Annotated in this window: 13 protein-coding genes and 1 pseudogene; 4 read left to right on the top strand and 10 right to left on the bottom strand. The window is 66.4% G+C overall.

The features are described 5' to 3' along the window. Positions 1 to 3: 3 nt before the first annotated feature. The 4 genes and pseudogenes from ACW17U_RS13680 to ACW17U_RS13695 all read right to left on the bottom strand — a co-directional run. A pseudogene (locus ACW17U_RS13680) lies at positions 4 to 2,109 on the bottom strand (putative bifunctional diguanylate cyclase/phosphodiesterase); the annotation flags it as partial. A 153-nt stretch (positions 2,110 to 2,262) separates the two neighbouring features. Further along, positions 2,263 to 2,946, bottom strand: coding sequence for a carboxymuconolactone decarboxylase family protein (locus ACW17U_RS13685; protein ID WP_492053136.1), 684 nt, complete (start codon positions 2,944 to 2,946; stop codon positions 2,263 to 2,265). Between the two features lie 3 nt (positions 2,947 to 2,949). After that, on the bottom strand, positions 2,950 to 3,480 hold the full coding sequence (locus ACW17U_RS13690; RefSeq protein ID WP_492053138.1) for a VOC family protein: 531 nt from the start codon (positions 3,478 to 3,480) through the stop codon (positions 2,950 to 2,952). 102 nt (positions 3,481 to 3,582) lie between these two features. Beyond that, the gene (locus ACW17U_RS13695) at positions 3,583 to 3,945 is read right to left on the bottom strand and encodes a phage holin family protein (protein ID WP_492053140.1); all 363 of its coding nucleotides are present in this window, start codon (positions 3,943 to 3,945) and stop codon (positions 3,583 to 3,585) included. A gap of 210 nt (positions 3,946 to 4,155) precedes the next feature. On the opposite strand from ACW17U_RS13695, the gene rpoH reads away from it, so the two are divergent. Both rpoH and ACW17U_RS13705 read left to right on the top strand, forming a co-directional pair. Further along, on the top strand, positions 4,156 to 5,043 hold the full coding sequence (gene rpoH, locus ACW17U_RS13700) for an RNA polymerase sigma factor RpoH (protein ID WP_492053142.1): 888 nt from the start codon (positions 4,156 to 4,158) through the stop codon (positions 5,041 to 5,043). Between the two features lie 170 nt (positions 5,044 to 5,213). Further along, the gene (locus ACW17U_RS13705) at positions 5,214 to 5,924 is read left to right on the top strand and encodes an alpha/beta fold hydrolase (RefSeq protein ID WP_492053144.1); all 711 of its coding nucleotides are present in this window, start codon (positions 5,214 to 5,216) and stop codon (positions 5,922 to 5,924) included. Positions 5,925 to 6,019: 95 nt separating this feature from the next. Here the strand turns inward: ACW17U_RS13705 and ACW17U_RS13710 are convergent, their stop codons facing one another. From ACW17U_RS13710 to ACW17U_RS13735, 6 genes are all read right to left on the bottom strand, one after another. Then, entirely contained in the window at positions 6,020 to 8,710 is a 2,691-nt protein-coding gene (locus ACW17U_RS13710) for a TonB-dependent receptor (RefSeq protein ID WP_492053146.1), read from the bottom strand. 183 nt (positions 8,711 to 8,893) lie between these two features. Next, the gene (locus ACW17U_RS13715) at positions 8,894 to 9,703 is read right to left on the bottom strand and encodes a response regulator (protein ID WP_492053148.1); all 810 of its coding nucleotides are present in this window, start codon (positions 9,701 to 9,703) and stop codon (positions 8,894 to 8,896) included. Positions 9,704 to 9,793: 90 nt separating this feature from the next. Then, complete coding sequence (locus tag ACW17U_RS13720; protein ID WP_492053150.1) at positions 9,794 to 10,933, bottom strand: hypothetical protein; 1,140 nt, start codon at positions 10,931 to 10,933, stop codon at positions 9,794 to 9,796. 86 nt (positions 10,934 to 11,019) lie between these two features. Then, positions 11,020 to 12,753, bottom strand: a complete 1,734-nt coding sequence (locus ACW17U_RS13725; protein ID WP_492053152.1) for an ATP-binding protein — start codon at positions 12,751 to 12,753, stop codon at positions 11,020 to 11,022. An 85-nt stretch (positions 12,754 to 12,838) separates the two neighbouring features. After that, complete coding sequence (locus ACW17U_RS13730; RefSeq protein ID WP_062144132.1) at positions 12,839 to 14,125, bottom strand: adenylosuccinate synthase; 1,287 nt, start codon at positions 14,123 to 14,125, stop codon at positions 12,839 to 12,841. A gap of 123 nt (positions 14,126 to 14,248) precedes the next feature. Next, entirely contained in the window at positions 14,249 to 14,857 is a 609-nt protein-coding gene (locus tag ACW17U_RS13735) for an acyloxyacyl hydrolase (RefSeq protein WP_492053154.1), read from the bottom strand. 99 nt (positions 14,858 to 14,956) lie between these two features. Between ACW17U_RS13735 and ACW17U_RS13740 the strand changes: the two genes are divergently transcribed. Both ACW17U_RS13740 and ACW17U_RS13745 read left to right on the top strand, forming a co-directional pair. After that, a complete protein-coding gene (locus ACW17U_RS13740) occupies positions 14,957 to 15,934 on the top strand; it encodes a threonine ammonia-lyase (protein WP_492053156.1) in 978 nt (325 codons plus the stop codon). 117 nt (positions 15,935 to 16,051) lie between these two features. Then, positions 16,052 to 17,278, top strand: coding sequence for an alanine racemase (locus ACW17U_RS13745; RefSeq protein WP_492053158.1), 1,227 nt, complete (start codon positions 16,052 to 16,054; stop codon positions 17,276 to 17,278). The last annotated feature ends 23 nt before the right edge of the window (positions 17,279 to 17,301 follow it).

Here is a 17,301-nt window from a genome sequence, read left to right on the forward strand (position 1 = left end):
ATCCCGCGCCTCGACGCCGAGCAGGCGCGCGATCTCGCTGGCCGGCGCGGGCCGGCTGATGAAATAGCCCTGGATCTCGGCGCAGCCCTGGTCGCGCAGGGCGTTGAGCTGTTCGACGGTCTCGACGCCCTCGGCCGTGGTGACGATGCCGAGGCTCGAGCCGAGGTCGAGAACGGCCTTGATGATGGCCATGGCGTCGCTGTCCTCGAGGATGTCGCGGACAAAGGTCTGGTCGATCTTGATCTTGTCGAACGGGAAGCTGCGCAGATAGCTCAGGGACGAATAGCCGGTGCCGAAGTCATCCATCGAGATGCGCACGCCCAGGGCCTTCAGATCATGCAGCATCGACATGTTGGCGACATTGTCCTGCAGCAGGACCGACTCGGTGATTTCCAGCTCCAGCCTCTGGGCCGGAAGGCCTGAGGCCGCCAGGGCCGAGACCACGGTGCTGACCAGGGCCCGGTCGCGGAACTGGGCCGGTGACAGATTGACCGCCAGTCGCACATGATCGGGCCAGGTCGCGGCTTCCGCACAGGCCTGGCGCAGGACCCATTCGCCCAGCTGGACGATCAGGCCGATCTCCTCGGCGATCGGAATGAAGTCGGCCGGCGAAACCATGCCGCGATCGGGATGGTTCCAGCGCAGCAGCGCCTCGCAGCCGGTGACCCGGTCGTCGCCCAGATGATAGAGCGGCTGGTAGTAGAGCTGGAACTCGCCGGCGGTCAGGGCCCGGCGCAGGTCGAGCTCCAGGGCCCGCCGGGCCTGCAGTTCCTCGTCCATGGCCCGTTCAAAGAAGTGGAAGGCCCCGCGGCCGTCGGCCTTGGCGCGATAGAGCGCCATGTCGGCCTTCTTGAGCAGCTCGTCGGCATCGTCACCGTCCGACGGCGCGACGGAGACCCCGACACTGGCCCCGATCATCACCTGATGGCCCTGCAGGTCGAACGGGGCGGCCATGGCTTCGACCACCCGCTCGGCCAGCCTTGTGGCCCCGGTCAGGTCGGCAAGACCGGTCTGGACCACGGCAAACTCATCGCCACCCAGGCGGGCCACGGTGTCGCCATCCCGCACGCAGCCACGCAGGCGTTCGGCGGCGATGCGCAGCAGGGCATCGCCCAGCGGGTGTCCCAGGGTGTCATTGACCGACTTGAAGCGGTCCAGGTCGATGAAGTGCACAGCCAGCTTGTCACCCGATCGCGCCCGGCGCGACAGGGCCTCGCCCAGGTCCTTCTGGAACAGGACCCGGTTGGGCAGTTCGGTCAGGGGATCATAGTGGGCTAGGCGAGCGATCTGGGCCTCGGCCCGCTTGCGGTCGGCGATGTCTTCGGAAACGCCCACCAGGTACTCGGCCTTGCCCTCGGAATCGAAGATGGCGATCTTCTTGGTCCGCAGGATGGCCATGGTCCCATCCTTGCGCGGCACCAGGTCTTCCTCGATCACCCGGACCTCGCCGGAAGCCACCAGGTCCCGGTCGCGCTGGGCGTAGATCTCGGCCTGTTCCGGGGAATAGAAGTCGGCGTCGGTCCGACCGATCATCTCCTCGCGCGACATGCCCAGGGTCTTTTCGCCGGCCCGGTTGAGCAGGACATAGCGGTGATCTTCAGCCCGCTTGACGAAGACCATCGAGGGCATGGCCTCGACCACCGCAGTCATGAAGTTTTCGGCCCGTTCGGCGGTTTCATTGGCCGAGGCCAGCTGGGCCAGGGCGCGGCTATTGCTGGCGCTGGCGGCCTGCAACAGGGCCAGGACCGTACCGACGCCCAGATAGCGACCGCCGTCGGTGACGATGAAGCCGCGCAGCAGATCCGAGGCCCGGTAGGAGAGGCTGTCATTGGTGAACTCGGCCAGGGCCATGTCGGCCTCGACCACCAGGGGCTCGACATCCATCAGGACGGAGATCGGACGATTGGCATAGAGGGCCCGGCCATATTCGGCGGCCATGCGCAGGAAGAAGGCATTGCGCTCGACCAGGCCGATGGGGCGGTCCTCGGCATCGAGCACGGGGATGATCAGGCTGTCGGGCTCCTCGCGGAACCGCTCATAGAGCGTCTTGCCCAGATCGTCGGCGCGCGCCGGCTGCAGGGATGAAACGGTGTCTCGCAGGGTGAACATCGGATACGCCTCCACTGCGCAAGCAGGGACCATTTCAGACCTAACAGCGGGCTAATGGTGCCGCTTCAGGGGCGTGATTTCGCGAAAACTTCACGCGGCCGTCACAGTGATTACCGCAAGCTTTAGAGGGACTTAGCTTCCCCTTCCCGGCCTCTACCCTGCGCTTTCAGGCCCCTTGGCCGGCGGCGCGGCGGTATCGGCCGGTCGGCCCGTATCCATGAAATCGCGGGCCGCAAAGCCCTCCGGAGCCGCGACCTCGACGACCGGTTCGGGCCGGTCATCAAACTCCAGCCGCAGGGCCCGGCTCATCACCGCATGCATCTCGTAGAGACAGGTGATGTAGGTCAGTTCCAGGATCTGCTCGTCGTCGAGTTCGGCCCTTAGGGCCTCGAACACGCCGTCAGCCACCCGCCCGCCGTCAAGGACCAGGGCGTCGGCATAGGCCAGGACCGCGCGCTCGCGACGATCGAAGAGGTCCGACACCGGCCAGGCCGGCACGGCGGCGATCCTGGCCTCGGAGACGCCGAGACCCCGCAGGGACTTGCAGTGCTGGGAATAGACGAACTGGCTGCCGCGCGCCCAGCCGGCCCGGGTCTGGGCCAGTTCGCGCAGGACCGGATCCAGTTTGCGGGCCGGATCGCGATAGAGCCCAAAGCCGCGGGCTGCATGCATCAGCACGTCGGGACTGTTGGCGAACACGGTCCACCAGTCGCCCCGCGTGCCGGTAGCGGTGCCGGGCTGGCTGACCGGATCGCGGTCGCCGAACAGCTGGTCATAGAGGGCCAGGACCTTCGGATCAGAGACCTCGGCCCTGGGGATCTGGCGCAGGCGCGGCATGGCTCAGACCTCCGCCGGCGTGCGCGCCGAGCCCGGCGCGTGGCGGACATCGGCGGGGGTAAAGGGTCGGGTGAAGGCGGCCAGCTCCATCATGATCCCATTGGGGTCGGTGAAATAGACCGAACGCACGAAGACGCCCTCATGGCTCTTGCGGGCTACGCCCATCTCGCTGTCGTCGTGATTGACCACCATCGGAAAGGTCTCGACCCCGGCCTCGACCAGGCGCTGCCGCCAGGTTTCCAGCTCGTCCTCAGGAACAGAGAAAGCGATGTGGTTCATCGAGCCGACCGCCGTGCGGGCCTCCAGCGGGAAGGCCTTCACCGAGGCGATCCCCGGCGCGGCCGGCGGCCCGTCGGCCCACCAGAAAAAGGCCAGGCTAGAGCCCCCGCCGCAGTCGAAGAAGAAGTGCTGGCCGCCGTCCGGCAACTGGACGGTCTTGATCAGCGGCATGCCCAGGACCTCGGTATAGAACCGGGTGGTCTCGGCCATGTCGCGGCAGACCAGGGCCAGGTGATTTACGCCGGCGATGCTCATCGCTGCTCTCCTCCCGCGCCTCGGTCCCGTGGCCGGGGCGTCATGGAGCAGAGACTAGAGCAGGATCACGGTCCTGGGCAGGCTGCCTTTGCGGCAGGCGGATCAGGCGTCCTCGCGCGCCTTGCCGTCGCCGATCATCACCTGCCCCGCCCAGCTGACCACACCCACAATGATCGAGCCGAGGACACCGGACACCAGGCCGTGCACGGTCAGGCCATCCAGCAGCCAGGCCACCAGGCCCAGCATGGCCGCGTTCACCACCAGCAGGAACAGGCCCAGGCTGACGATGGTGATCGGAAAGGTCAGCAGCACCACCACCGGCTTGACCACCGCATTGACGACGCCCAGCAGCAGGCTCGCCAGGATCAGGGTCGGCCAGCCGTCGGCCGAGATGCCGCCGAGCAGGCGATCGGCCAGCCACAGGCCGAGCGCGGCGAACAGGACGCGAAAGACGAAACGGAGCATACTGGACCCAGTCCTGTGTGAGATAACAGCGGCAGGATCGCCGCGAAGTGGCGCCCGTTCAAGGCCTCGACCGGTCCGGACAATACCTGAGTGGATGGCTGGGAGATTACAAATGCGTCATAGGCCTTAACTTGACCGCAACCGCTTCCTATCTGACCTGTTGTGATGGGACGAGGCGGGCGATCCGCCGGCCCAAGGGGATGTGTTTTTATGGCCGCTAGCTCTTTGTCGGTGATGTCGCCTGACGGCGGCCTGTCGCGATACCTCACCGAGATCCGCAAGTTCCCGATGCTGCCGAAGGACGAGGAGTTCATGCTCGCCCAGCGCTGGAAGGAGCATCAGGACTCTGAAGCCGCCCACAAGATGGTCACCTCGCACCTGCGCCTGGTGGCCAAGATCGCCATGGGCTATCGCGGCTACGGCCTGCCGATCGGCGAAGTGATCTCCGAGGGCAATGTCGGCCTGATGCAGGCCGTCAAGAAGTTCGAGCCCGACAAGGGCTTCCGCCTGGCCACCTATGCCATGTGGTGGATCCGCGCCTCGATCCAGGAATACATCCTGCGCTCGTGGTCGCTGGTGAAGATGGGCACGACTGCGGCGCAGAAGAAGCTGTTCTTCAATCTGCGCAAGGCAAAGAGCCAGATCGAGGCCTTCCAGGACGGCGACCTGCGCGCCGATCAGGTCAGCGCCATCGCCACCAAGCTGGGCGTGCTGGACAGCGAGGTCATCTCGATGAACCGCCGCCTGTCGGGCCCCGACGCCTCGCTGAACGCGCCCCTGCGCTCGGACAGCGAAAGCGAGTGGCAGGACTGGCTGGCCGATGACGAACAGGTCAGCCAGGAGACCGTGGTCGCCGAGAATGAAGAAAAGTCCCTGCGCATGGGGCTGCTTCAGGAGGCCATGGTCGAACTGACCGACCGCGAGCGTCACATCCTGACCGAGCGTCGCCTCAAAGACGACCCGACCACCCTGGAAGACCTGGCCAGCCACTATGGCGTCAGCCGCGAGCGGGTTCGCCAGATCGAGGTCCGCGCCTTCGAGAAGCTGCAGAAGACCATGCGCGAGGCGGCCATCGCCAAGAACATGGTCGAGGCCTGACGCCTTAAATCCGCTCTTCCCGGCGAAAGCCGGGACCCAGATCTAACCCTGAGCCTATTACGCCGGACCTCCAGCGTTTGGCGCATCATTCCCAAGCGCTCAGGCTGAATCTGGGCCCCGGCTTTCGCCGGGGAGAGCGGAGTAAGGGATCACGGGCTATAGGTTCGGGCATGCCCCTCCCCCAGCTGATCCTCCTGCCCGGTCTGCTGAACGATGCCGGCCTGTGGCGCGACCAGATCAGCGGACTGGCCGATGTCGCCCGCCCCTGGGTGCCCGATCTGACGCGCGGCGACTCCATCAGAGACCTGGCGCAGGGCGTTCTGGATCAGGCCGAACCGACCTTCGCCCTGGCGGGCTTTTCGATGGGCGGCTATGTCGCCCAGGAGATCGCCCGGATCGCGCCCGGGCGTCTCGAGCGCCTGGCCCTGCTGGACACCTCGATCCGCGTCGACACCCCCGAGCGCGCCGCCCGGCGACGGGCCCTGACCGAGGCCGCCCGGCGGCCCGGCGACTTTCTGGGCATCAGCCAAGCGATCCTGAAAAGCTATATCGACCCCTCACGCCTGAACGACCACGAGCTGACCGGCCGCATCGTCGCCATGACCCAGCGCCTGGGCCGCGAGGTGTTCATCCGCCAGAACAGCCTGGAACGCCAGGACGGCGAGGCGGCCCTGAAGGCCCTGAAGGTTCCGCTGCTGACCCTCTGCGGCGAGACCGACCAGATCACCCCGGTCGCCGGGCACCGCGCCATGGCCGAGGCGATCGGGGGCGCGCCGCTGGTGGTCATCCCCCGCGCCGGCCACATGACCCCGATGGAAGCCCCCGAAGCGGTCAATGAGGCCTTGCGGCACTGGCTACAACGCCCCGCCGGCGAGAGATAGTCCGGCCACGGATCGCAAAAAAGGCCAAGAGCCGGCTGATCGCTCAGCCGGCTCCCGTCGCACGGATCGCCGAAGCGACCCCAAGCTCTCCAGCTTTAGAAGTTGAAGCGGACACCCGCGACATAGCGGCGACCAAAGGTCTCGTACTCGATCGGATAGCGCTTCTGATCGCCATAGCGACGGGCACCCTGGTCGGTCAGGTTGACGCCGTCGAGATAGACTTCGAAGTGCTGGTTGACCTGGTAGCGAACCGACAGGTCGAGTTCCTCGTCGGCATCCCAGAAGATGTCGCCGTTGTCGGCCGGATTAACGACGCCATTGGTCACCCGGTAGCTGCCCACCGACTCGCCCCAGGGGGTGCGGTACTGGTAGGCGAGACGAACGGTCAGGCCGTACTTTTCGTAGATGGCCTGCAGGTTGTAGACGGCGTCCGAGGTGCCCAGGACGCTGATCTTGCGCGCCGGCACGCCGCCGACGGTCGGCAGGGTGACTTCCGACGAGGTCCAGGTGCCCGACAGGCGGGTACCGAAGCCTTCCATCCATTCCGGCAGGTTCAGGTCGCTGACCAGCTTCTTGGCGGTGCCCGAGAAGAACACTTCCACACCCTGCAGGTGACCGTCGCCGCCGTTGTCGACCTTGGTGAACAGGTAGTTCGAGCGGTCGAGGCCCGGCACGTCGAGGGTGTCGAGACCGAAGGTGTCAGCCTTCTGGACCAGCACGTCCGAGATGTCCTTGTAGAACAGACCGGCCGAGAAGAAGCCCTCGGGGGTCATGTACCACTCGACATAGGTGTCGAGGCCGATCTGCTTCTCAGGCTTGGCCAGAGGGTTGCCGCCCGAGATGGTCTGGCTGGAGTCATTGATCGAGAAGTTGGGACGCAGGTCGTCAAAGTCAGCGCGCGAGGCCGAGGTGGTCAGACCGACCCGCAGCTTGACGTTTTCGCGGACGTTCCAGTTCAGGTGCAGGCTCGGATAGACCAGGGTCTCGTCGCTGGAGGTATTGACCAGACGGGTCGCAGCCGGGGTCGCACCGACGGCCGGGAAGTTCACATAGGCCTGGCCGGTGTTTTCGATCATCTCGACGCGGGCACCATAGACCAGGTTACCCCAGTCGAAGGTCGTGGTGGCCATGCCGTAGGCGGCGGTGATCTTTTCCGACACCTTCCAGAAGTTGCCGCGGGTATCGCTGCGAGTGGCGACGCCGGTGGCCACCAGATTGTCCATATAGGCCGTGGTCGCGCCCGCATTGGTGTAGCGGAAGCTGTAGTTCAGGTTCTGGGTGCCCATATAGGCGTCGTCGATGGCGAAGAAGGACCACGGCACGGCGTTGGTGGACGTGAAGGACCGGTTGTAGGCCGTCTCGCGCGACTTCTTGGTGCGGTCGGTATAGAGGCCGCCGAACTCGAAGCGGGTCGGCAGGCCAAACAGCTGGCCTTCGTGGTCGAGGTCGAACTTGCCGGTCCAGGCGCTGGTGATGTCGCCGCCTTCGACGTTGCCGATCGAGGTCGACGGGAACTGGAAGGCCTCGATATTGGTGACCTGGGCGCCCTTGGTGCGGGCCGTGGTCGTGCCGCCGGTGGTGAACAGCTTGATGGTGTTCACGTCGCCGTTGCGGAAATCATACTCGACGGTCGGACGCAGGCTGAAGGTCGACGGGCTCTGGAAGGCGGCGGTGACCGGGGTGTCGCGGCCGTCGTCGGTGAAGGTGTAGTTGGCGCGCCAGGACAGGTTCCAGCCCGACAGGGTGTGTTCGCCGCCCACCGTATTGGTGGTCATGAATTCCTTGGTGTCGCGATAGTCGACGCGGCCATTGATCCGGGCGCCGTAGACGGTGCCGAAGGTCGGGTTGTTGGCATTGATGAAGGCGGGCGTGTTGTAGCCGTTACCCGCAGCATCCGTACCCTGATCAAGCCGGAAGATGAAGTTGTCGCGCCACTCATCATCACGGAAGAAGGTGTTGATCGTGCTGGCGAAGACCGTGTTGTTGTCGTCGAAAGCGTAGTCGATCCGGGTCGAGCCCGAGAAGTTCGAACGGTTCAGACGATAGTGCTTGTTCTCGTGCTCGCGCGCGAAGTGCTTGCTGGGATCGGTCGTATTGGTGATGTAGGGATCGGTTTCCCAGTTATTGGTCACCATGTCGCGGCTGTAGTACGAGCCCTGGGCCACGAGACCCAGCTTGCCGTCCATGAAGATGTTCGAATAGACGAGGCTGGTGTCCAGCTCGGTGCCGCCACCCAGCTCGACCTTGCCGACGCCGATCTTGCCGGTGATCTTCTGGCCCTTGTGGTCAAAGGCGCGGCGCGTACGGATGTCGACATTGCCGGCGACCGTGTCGCCCGGCATCGAGGGCACGATGGCCTTCTGCACCGAGATCTGGCTGGCGATGGCCGAGGGGATGTTGTCGAAGCGCGAGTCGCGGCCCTGCGGGCTGACCACGCTCAGGCCGTCAAACGACAGGGTCGTCCAGTAGACCGGCGCGCCGCGCAGGTTGACATAGCGGGCCTGGCCCTGGTCGCGCTGGACGGCGACGCCCGGCAGGCGGCCGATGGCAAAGGCGATGTTCTGGTCGGGCAGGTCGCCGACGGCATCGGCCGACAGGACGCTGACCAGGGAGTCCGAAGCGCGCTGCACTTGCAGGGCGGTCGCCTCGCTCTCGGCGAGGGGGCGACGGGCGGTGATCACCAGCTCGCTGACCTCGGCGGTTTCGGTGTTGGCGGTCTGGGCGTTCGCCATCGACGCCAGTCCAAGCGCCGAAACGGCACCCATCAATACAGCCCGGAAATTCATAGTCGTCCCCTCGGTTAGCTGGGGGGACGGTTAGAGGCGCTCTGTGAAATATTTTCAGGAGTTAGATTGTCGAATTGTGACAGCGGCCGGAATGCTGAAGCTTGTCGCTCAGGCGACACCCATTCAGGCGGGAAGCCCTTCGCCCTACCCCGGATCGGGCAGATCGGGCGCGGTCTAGCCTGGCTAGGCGGCGCCGCGGCCAGTGTCGGCCTCGGGGGCCATGAAGCTCATCAGGGCGTCGATACGCTTCAGCAGGTCGGTGCGCGCCTGGGGGCCGGGCGCATTGCTGACCATGCACTCTTCAAGCGCCTCGGCGGCGGCGACCAGACGCGGTTCCTTGACCGCCTCGCCGACCTTGCGCAGTTCCAGGGCCTGAACGGCCAGGGCGCGACGGGCCTGGGCGGGATCGGTGTCCAGGGCCTGGGCGGCCGAACGGACAATGCGTAGGGCCTGGGAGAGCCGCGCCGCTACCGATCCGGCGGCGTCGACCTTGCGCTTGCGCGGGCCCTTGTATTCGGCCGAGTTGAAGCGACGGCGATCCGGCCCGACATATTGCACGGCCTCGATCCAGTCGCGCGGCTTCAGGGTCACCGCTTCCAGCCGGCGCTCCAGGTCGCCCATGGTGAAGGGCTTGCGCATGAACTCATGCACGCCGGCGTCGCGAGCCCCGAAAATGGTCTCTGCGGTCGCCTCGTTCGTGCACATGATGATCGGTGCGTGGCGGCAGACCAGCTCGCTGCGACGGATCTTGCGGGTAAGCAGCAGGCCGTCCATGCCGGCGCTGGCATGCTCGACAAAGATCAGCTGCGGGTCGACCGTGCGGGCCATGGCATAGCCCTTGTCGAGGTTCGGGGCCGGATAGATCTGCACATTGCCCAGCTGCCTCAGCTGGTCGGCCAGCAACCGCGCCGTGGCCGGATTGGGGTCAACGACCAGCACCCGCTGAATCTTCGCGGCCACTCTCTGCAGGGTGCGGGGATTGCCGTCGAACACGGGAAAACTGACTCCTGACTGGGCTACTGGGCCAAGAGCCTAGCAACCATTGGTAAAAATCCGCTTGATAACGATTGCGGAGCGACCCACTTAGATTGTCGGGGCCACACTGAGTCCACTCTCGAAATCCTGAAATATATCAATAGCTTCTTCAACCTGAGCCGATATCGGCCGCCCTTCCGGGAAGCGATAGCGCCAGTAGCTTGAGATGTGCGAGATCACCCCGACCTTTTCACCGAGCGAGAGGAACATCTCCGGCGCGCGCAGCAGGAAGGCCCGGAAAGCCTGGGGCTTTCCGTTCTCGATCAGGTCTTCGAAGGCATCGTCATAGACCTTGAGCGTGCGCTGCACCGCCCTGCGCTCGACCATGATCCCCGCCTGGAGTCGCTTGCGCGTCTCGTCGAGATAGCGCGAGGTTTCGCTGTCACGTACCCCGGGAATGAGCAGTTGACCGATCTCGGCGCTGACGGCCGAAAGCTGGGGCCACAGGTGGGTCAGCATCCATTTGTAGTAGAGGAAGCCCTTCCAGCTGAAGACGCCTTCCTTGAAGCTTTCGCCCTCCAGAACCAGGGTCTCGCGCAGCGGCTCCAGGCGCTCGTCGACATCGGTCGACAGCAGGGCTTCCACCAGGCGGGCGGCGTGAGCGCCCGAAGCGCGTCCGGTGTCGCGATAGGCCAGTTCGATCAGGCGCGAGATCTCGAAGCCGACAAAGCCCTGCATCTGGTCAAGATCGGCTGCCGACAGGGCGAAATAGCAGTCGGCGACGCTCATGCCGTGACGACGCAGGTGCTCGCGCAGCAGGAAGGGATCTAGCGACGGCAGCATGTCGATCATGCGCAGGGTGGCGGTGTCGCGCACCATGTCGGTGGTATCGTTGCAGGCTTCCCGCAGCAGTTCGGCCCAGCCACGCTGGCCCACAAAGAACGACTGACCGCCCAGACCCAGATCGCTGCGGTCGAAGGGGATGATGATCTTGGTGGCCATCGGCCGCGCGTCGTCGAACAGGAAGATGTCGTCGCTGCGCAGGCGGTGCTTGATGATCAAGGCGTTGTTGAGCACGCGGTTGCGAAACAGCGGATGCTGGCCATGCTCCGGACGATGGCCACTGGCCGCCTGAATGGCCAGCAGGTTCAGAACCCGACTGGTCGAGGCCGTCCGTTCCAGCGCGCGCAGGCTACGGGTCACCCGATCATTGGTGCGCACCGGCTTGAGGTTTCGACGCGCTGACAAGAACAGGACCCTCTGGAGACCTTGTTGGCTCTAAGGCTCCAGAGCTAAGGCTTCGCTAATTCGGCGGCTATACTTGGTCAGAAAACTCAGATTGGGGCGAAATGCACCGGCCCGGCCCGGCCTCCAGGCCCTGCCGATGACCGGCTCATCCGCGCCACGGCCGCGAGCAGACCGGCCGGCTGGATAGGCTTGGGATGGGCGTCATCAAAGCCCTGGGCCAACAGGCGCTCGGCCTCACCGGCCATGGCATCGGCGGTCAGGGCCAGGATGGGAATGTCGGGCCGGCCGCCCTCCCCCGCCCGGATGCGCCGCACGGCCTCGACCCCATCCATTTCGGGCATGTGGACGTCCATCAGCACGACGTCGAAATCCTCGATCCGCAAACGGGCCAGGGCCTGGCGGCCGTCATTGGCGGTCTCGATGACAATGCCCACCGATTCCAGGATGGCCCGGGCCACGGCCTGGTTGACCTGGTTGTCGTCGACGACCAGCACCCGGATCCCTTCAAGGCTGAGGGCGGGGGCGGCAGGGTCGGAGGCAACGGGGGCCTGGGTCGGGGTCAAGGCCAGATGGACCCGAAACTCGGAACCCTGCCCGGGTGCGCTGGTCACGGTGATCTCGCCGCCCATCAACTGGGCGAGGTGCCGGCTGATGGCCAGGCCCAGGCCCGTGCCGCCGAACCGTCGCGCCGTCGACCGGTCGCCCTGGCTGAAGGGACTGAAGAGGCTGAGCTGCTGCTCGACGCTGAGGCCGACGCCCGTATCGACAACCGTGATGTCCACGCCGCCCGCCTCGCTCGGAGCAATGCGGATCTCCACGCGTCCCGCCTCGGTGAACTTCAGGGCATTGGAAACAAGGTTCAGCAGGATCTGCCGCACCCGCATCGGATCACCCAGCAGCCAGGCTGGTGTCTCGGGCGCGACGTCGAGCGTCAGGGCCAGGCCCTTCTGCTGGGCCGTCTGGCTCCAGACCAGATGGATCTGGCTGGCCAGACGACGGATCTCAAAAGGCTCGGCCTCCAGTTCCAGCTTGCCCGCCTCGACCTTCGACAGGTCGAGGATGTCGTTGAGAATGGTCATCAGGCCGTCGCCGGACTGGATGATCATCTCGAGATAGTCGGCCTGCCGGGCATCCAGCCGGGTCGAGCCCAGGGCGTGGGCCAGACCCAGCACGCCGTTCATCGGTGTACGCAACTCATGGCTCATCATGGCCACGAAGGCTGACTTGGCCCGGCTGGCCTCGGTCGCCTCGGCCTGGGCCTGCTCCAGGGCCACGGCATTGGCGCGCACCCGGCGCGACGTATCCAGGAAATAGGCCAGCAGGGCGGCCAGGGTGACCGCCACAATCACCAGGTCCCAGGCCTTGAAGCCGCCGGTCAGCAGGGGGGCGGCCGTCAAGGCAATGAAGGGCGGCGGGGCCATGGCCAGCATGACCGAACGGCTGATCGCCGAATACTTCAGGGCGTCAAGCATCAGGCCAAACAGGAGGAGAATGGCCGCAAACTTCATGCTTGGCGGACCATGGGCCCAGCTCAGACCCGCCATGGTCGCCCAGGCCATGCTGTAGGCCGCCGGGAATCCCAGCCGCAGCGGCACGACCAACTTCCCGGGATGCGCCCGGATAAAGCGATGCAGGATCCGCAACAGCCCTTCGAGGACGCCGATCGTCGCCAGCCAGGCGAGGCAGGCCAGAGGGCCGAAATGAAAGGCCAGCAGGCCGCCGGCCAGGCCTGTTGCCGCCAGACGAGCCGAGGCACTGCGCCGACTCATCTCGAGCGCCGCGCCGTTCAACCCGTCATTCAGGAACTCACGCAGACCCAAGGCCGACACCCTCGCAACGTCTAGCTGTATCACGCTAGGCCATGACGGGTTTCAGGAACCTTTAGGCTCAACCTTAGCCGGTGCCCTAACCCTGGAACGGATCACGCATCAGGATGGTGTCATCCCGTTCGGGGCTTGTCGACAGCAAGGCCACCGGCGCGCCGATCAGTTCCTCGACCCGGCGCACATACTTGATGGCATTGGCGTTGAGATCCTTGAACGAGCGGGCCCCGGCCGTGCTTTCGCTCCAGCCTTCCATCTCTTCATAGATCGGCACGGCGGCAGCCTGGTCGCGCATGCCGGCCGGCAGATAGTCGACCTCACGGTCGCCGATCTTGTAGCCGACGCAGATCTTCAGGGTCTTCAGGCCGTCCAGCACGTCCAGCTTGGTCAGGGCGATGCCGTCGATGCCATTGATGGCCACCGACTGGCGCACCAGCACCGCATCGAACCAGCCGCAGCGTCGGGCGCGGCCGGTATTGACCCCGACCTCGCGGCCGACCGTCGACAGGTGCTTGCCGACCTCGTCATCCAGTTCACAGGCGAACGGGCCCTCGCCGACCCGGGTCGTATAGGCCTTGACGATGCCGAGCACATAGCCCGGGCCCTTGGGACCCATGCCCGATCCGGCGGCGGCCTGTCCGGCGACGGTGTTGGACGAGGTGACGAACGGATAGGTGCCGTGGTCGACATCCAGCAGGGCGCCCTGAGCTCCTTCGAACAGGATCCGCTTGCCGGCCTTGTGGGCCTGGTCCAGCAGACGCCAGGCGGGCTGGGCATAGGCCAGGATCTGCGGCGCGATCTCCATCAGCTGGTCGAACAGGGCCGCACCGTCGGCTTCCGGCAGGCCCAGGCCCCGGCGCAGGGCCCCATGGTGGCTGAGCAGGCGCTCGATCTTGGGCTTCAGGGCCTCGGGGTCGGCCAGGTCGGCGACGCGGATGGCCCGGCGGCCGACCTTGTCCTCATAGGCCGGACCAATGCCGCGACCGGTGGTGCCGATCTTCTGGGTCGACTGGGCTTCGCGGCCCTGGTCCAGGTCCTTGTGCAGCGGCAGGATCAGGGTGGCGTTGTCGGCCAGCACCAGCAGGTCCGGGCCGATGATCACGCCCTGTTCGGCGATCTTGGCGATCTCGCCCAGCAGGTGCCAGGGATCGACGACCACGCCGTTGCCGATCACCGACAGCTTGCCCTGCACCACGCCCGAGGGCAGCAGGGCCAGCTTGTAGACCTTGCCGTCGACCACCAGGGTGTGGCCGGCATTGTGGCCGCCCTGGAAGCGCACGACGACGTCCGCCCGGTTGGACAGCCAGTCGACGATCTTGCCCTTGCCTTCATCGCCCCACTGGGCGCCGACGACGGTCACATTGGCCATGGTAGAGATATGCCTTGTCACCTGCCCGGTGACGTCACGCGGCCCTTCGACAGGACTCGGCCGCAGACGCTTAGTCGATTGTGGGCGGCGACACGGGAGCGGTCAAAGCCGGCCCCCGCGAAGTCAGAAGGCGTAGACCAGCCGAACCCCCACGTCGTCAAGCCCCTGGTTCTTGCCCTGGTGGAAGATCTGGCCGTTCGACAGGTGGGTGTAGCTGAGCTCACCTGACCAGCGGTCATTGAACTGGTAGCCCAGGGCAATCTCGGGCTCGAACAGCACCTGGGATCCGAAGTCGATCCGCGTGTAGTAGAGCTTGGTGCGGCGGGCGCGTTCCTGCGGGGTCAGGTTCGGGGCATTGGCAGCCGGCAGACCGGCCTCGCCGTCGGTATAGGCCAGACCGATACCGGGGCGCAGATAGAAGCCGCCCGACTGGCCCAGATCCAGCTTCCAGTTGAAGCCCGCGGCGACGAAGTTGGAGGTGTTCTCGCTGTTGATCGAGACGAAGGTGTGGACCTGCGGCTTGCCCAGCCAGGTCAGGCTCTCGATGCGGCCGGTGCGATAGCCCAGATGGATGTCGACCCCGTCCTCGCGACCGGCGGCCCCCAGGCCCACGGCCTCACCGATGAAGGTGACATCATGCTTGTAGGCCCCGACAAAGACCTCACCCGCCAGGGCCGGCGCGGCGAAACCCAGCACCGCGACAGCGGCGGCGGCAAACAGTGCGGTCTTCATGTGGATTCCCTCAACAGCCCAACCCCGCGCTGGTTATGGCGTGAACAGCGAGCCTCGCAAAGGGTTTCGATGCGGGCGCGCGCAGGTTAGACCTTGGTCATGACTGTCACGCTTTCCAATATCCAGGCCGCCGCCGAACGCCTGAAGGGCCAGGCGGTCGTGACTCCGCTCCTCGAAAGCCCGGCCCTCAACGAGCGCCTGGGCGGCCGGGTCCTGCTCAAGCCCGAGACCCTGCAGCGGGCTGGGGCCTTCAAGTTCCGCGGGGCCTATAACCGGCTCAGCCAGCTGACCGCCGATGAGCGCCGGCGCGGCGTCGTCGCCTTTTCATCCGGCAACCACGCCCAGGGCGTGGCCCTGGCGGCCCAGCTCGTCGGCTGCCCCGCCCTGATCGTCATGCCCTCCGACTCGCCGACCGTGAAGGTCGAAGGCACCCGGGGCTTCGGGGCCGAGATCCGCTTCTATGACCGCTTCACCGAGGACCGCGTCGCGATCGCCGACGAGATCGCCGCCGAGCGCGGATGCGTCGTGGTGCCGTCCTATGATGATCCGCATATCATCGCGGGCCAGGGCACGCTGGGCCTCGAGATCGTCGAGCAGGCGACGGCGGCTGGCGCAAGCCTGGACACCCTGATCTGCTGCGTCGGCGGCGGCGGTCTGATCGCCGGAACCTCGACGGCCGTGAAGGCCCTGTCGCCCGCCACCGCGATCTGGGGCGTCGAGCCCGCCGGCTTCGACGAGACCCGCCGGTCGCTGGCAAGCGGCCAGCGCGAGACCATCGACAAGGACGCCCGCTCGATCTGCGACGCCCTGCTGACCCCGATCCCCGGCGAGCTGACCTTTCCGATCAACCAGGCCAACCTCGCCGGCATCGTCGCGGTCACCGATGCCGAGGTGGCCGAGGCCATGCGCTACGCCTTCTCGACCTTGAAGCTGGTGGTCGAGCCGGGCGGCTGCGTGGCGCTGACGGCCGCCCTGACGGGCAAGATCGACCTGAAGGGCCAGACGGCAGCGATCGTGCTGTCGGGGGGCAATGTCGATCCGGCCCTGTTCGCGCGGGTGCTGGCGGGCGAGATCTAACGCCCCATCACGTCATCCCGCGCTTTATGCGCGGGACCCATGGTTCAGCTCGCACGTGCGCGCTAGCGTGGCATCGTCCCCAAGGCGGACAGATGGGTCCCGCGCATAAAGCGCGGGATGACGGATTGGATCGGGAATGGGATCAGCATGAACTTTCCAGGCGCAGACGCCCTCCCCCAGACCCCGCTCCTCGTGGTCGACAAGGCCGCCCTGCTGCGCAATCTCGATCGCATGCAGGCCCTCTGTAACGCGGCCGGCGTGCGGCTGCGGGCCCATGGCAAGACCCACAAGTGCTCGACCCTGGGCCGGCTGATCGTCGAGCGCGGGGCGGTCGGCCTTTGCGCGCAGACTGTCGGCGAGGCCGAGGCCTTCGTGGCCGGCGGGATCACCGACATCCTCGTCACCGCCGCCCCACCGCCCTGGGCTGCGCAGCGTCTGGCGGCCTTGGCGAGATCCGGGGCCCGGATCGGCGTCACGGCCGACGATGCCGGCCAGATCGACCGCCTGTCGGACGCCGCCGTGGCGGCCGGGACCCTGCTGGACCTGGTCGTCGACCTGGACTTGGGCACCCATCGTACGGGGGCCTATCCGCACGAGGCCCTGGCCCTGGCCCGGGCCGCCGACGCCTCGCCGGGCCTGCGCTTTGCCGGGATCCAGGCCTATCTCGGCCACCTGCAGCATCTGGACGACGGGGCCCTGCGCCGGTCCGCCGACGAGGCCGCCTTCGCCACCCTCAAGACCCTGGTCGCCGAGCTGACCGCCGCCGGCCTGCCGCCGCCCGTGGTCACCGGCGGCGGCACCGGCACCCATGCCTTTGACCTGGCCTCGGGCGTCTTCACCGAGCTGCAGGCCGGCTCCTATGGCGTGATGGATGTCGAGTACGACGCCTGCGGGGCCCCGGGCGGCGGCGACTGGCCGTTCGAGCCGTCCCTGTTCATCGCCGCCAGTGTCGTCTCGGCCCGTCACAAGAGCCATGTCGTCGTCGATGCCGGCTTCAAGGCGGTGTCAATGGACGGCCCGCCGGCGCGCATGGTCTCCGGTGCCGCCTCTGGCTCGCTGTGGCGACCGATGGGCGACGAACATGGCATGATCGCCCACCCGGCCATGATCGACGTCCTGAAGGCCGCCGGCCGCGATCCGCTCGGCTTCGACCGCGCGGTCAGCGCGGCCGATGCCGACCCGGCCCGGGCCTTCCCGCCCGACGCCCCCAAGGTGGGCGACATCGTCTGGCTGCAGCCGGGCCACTGCGATCCGACCATCAATCTCTATGACGCCCTGCATGTCTGGGATGGCGCGATGCTGGAGCGCTGGGCCGTGGATGGGCGACGGATCTCCAGGGCCTGACGCCACTGGCCCCTTCCCCTAAC

This window comes from Caulobacter sp. AVps16 (assembly GCF_058681455.1).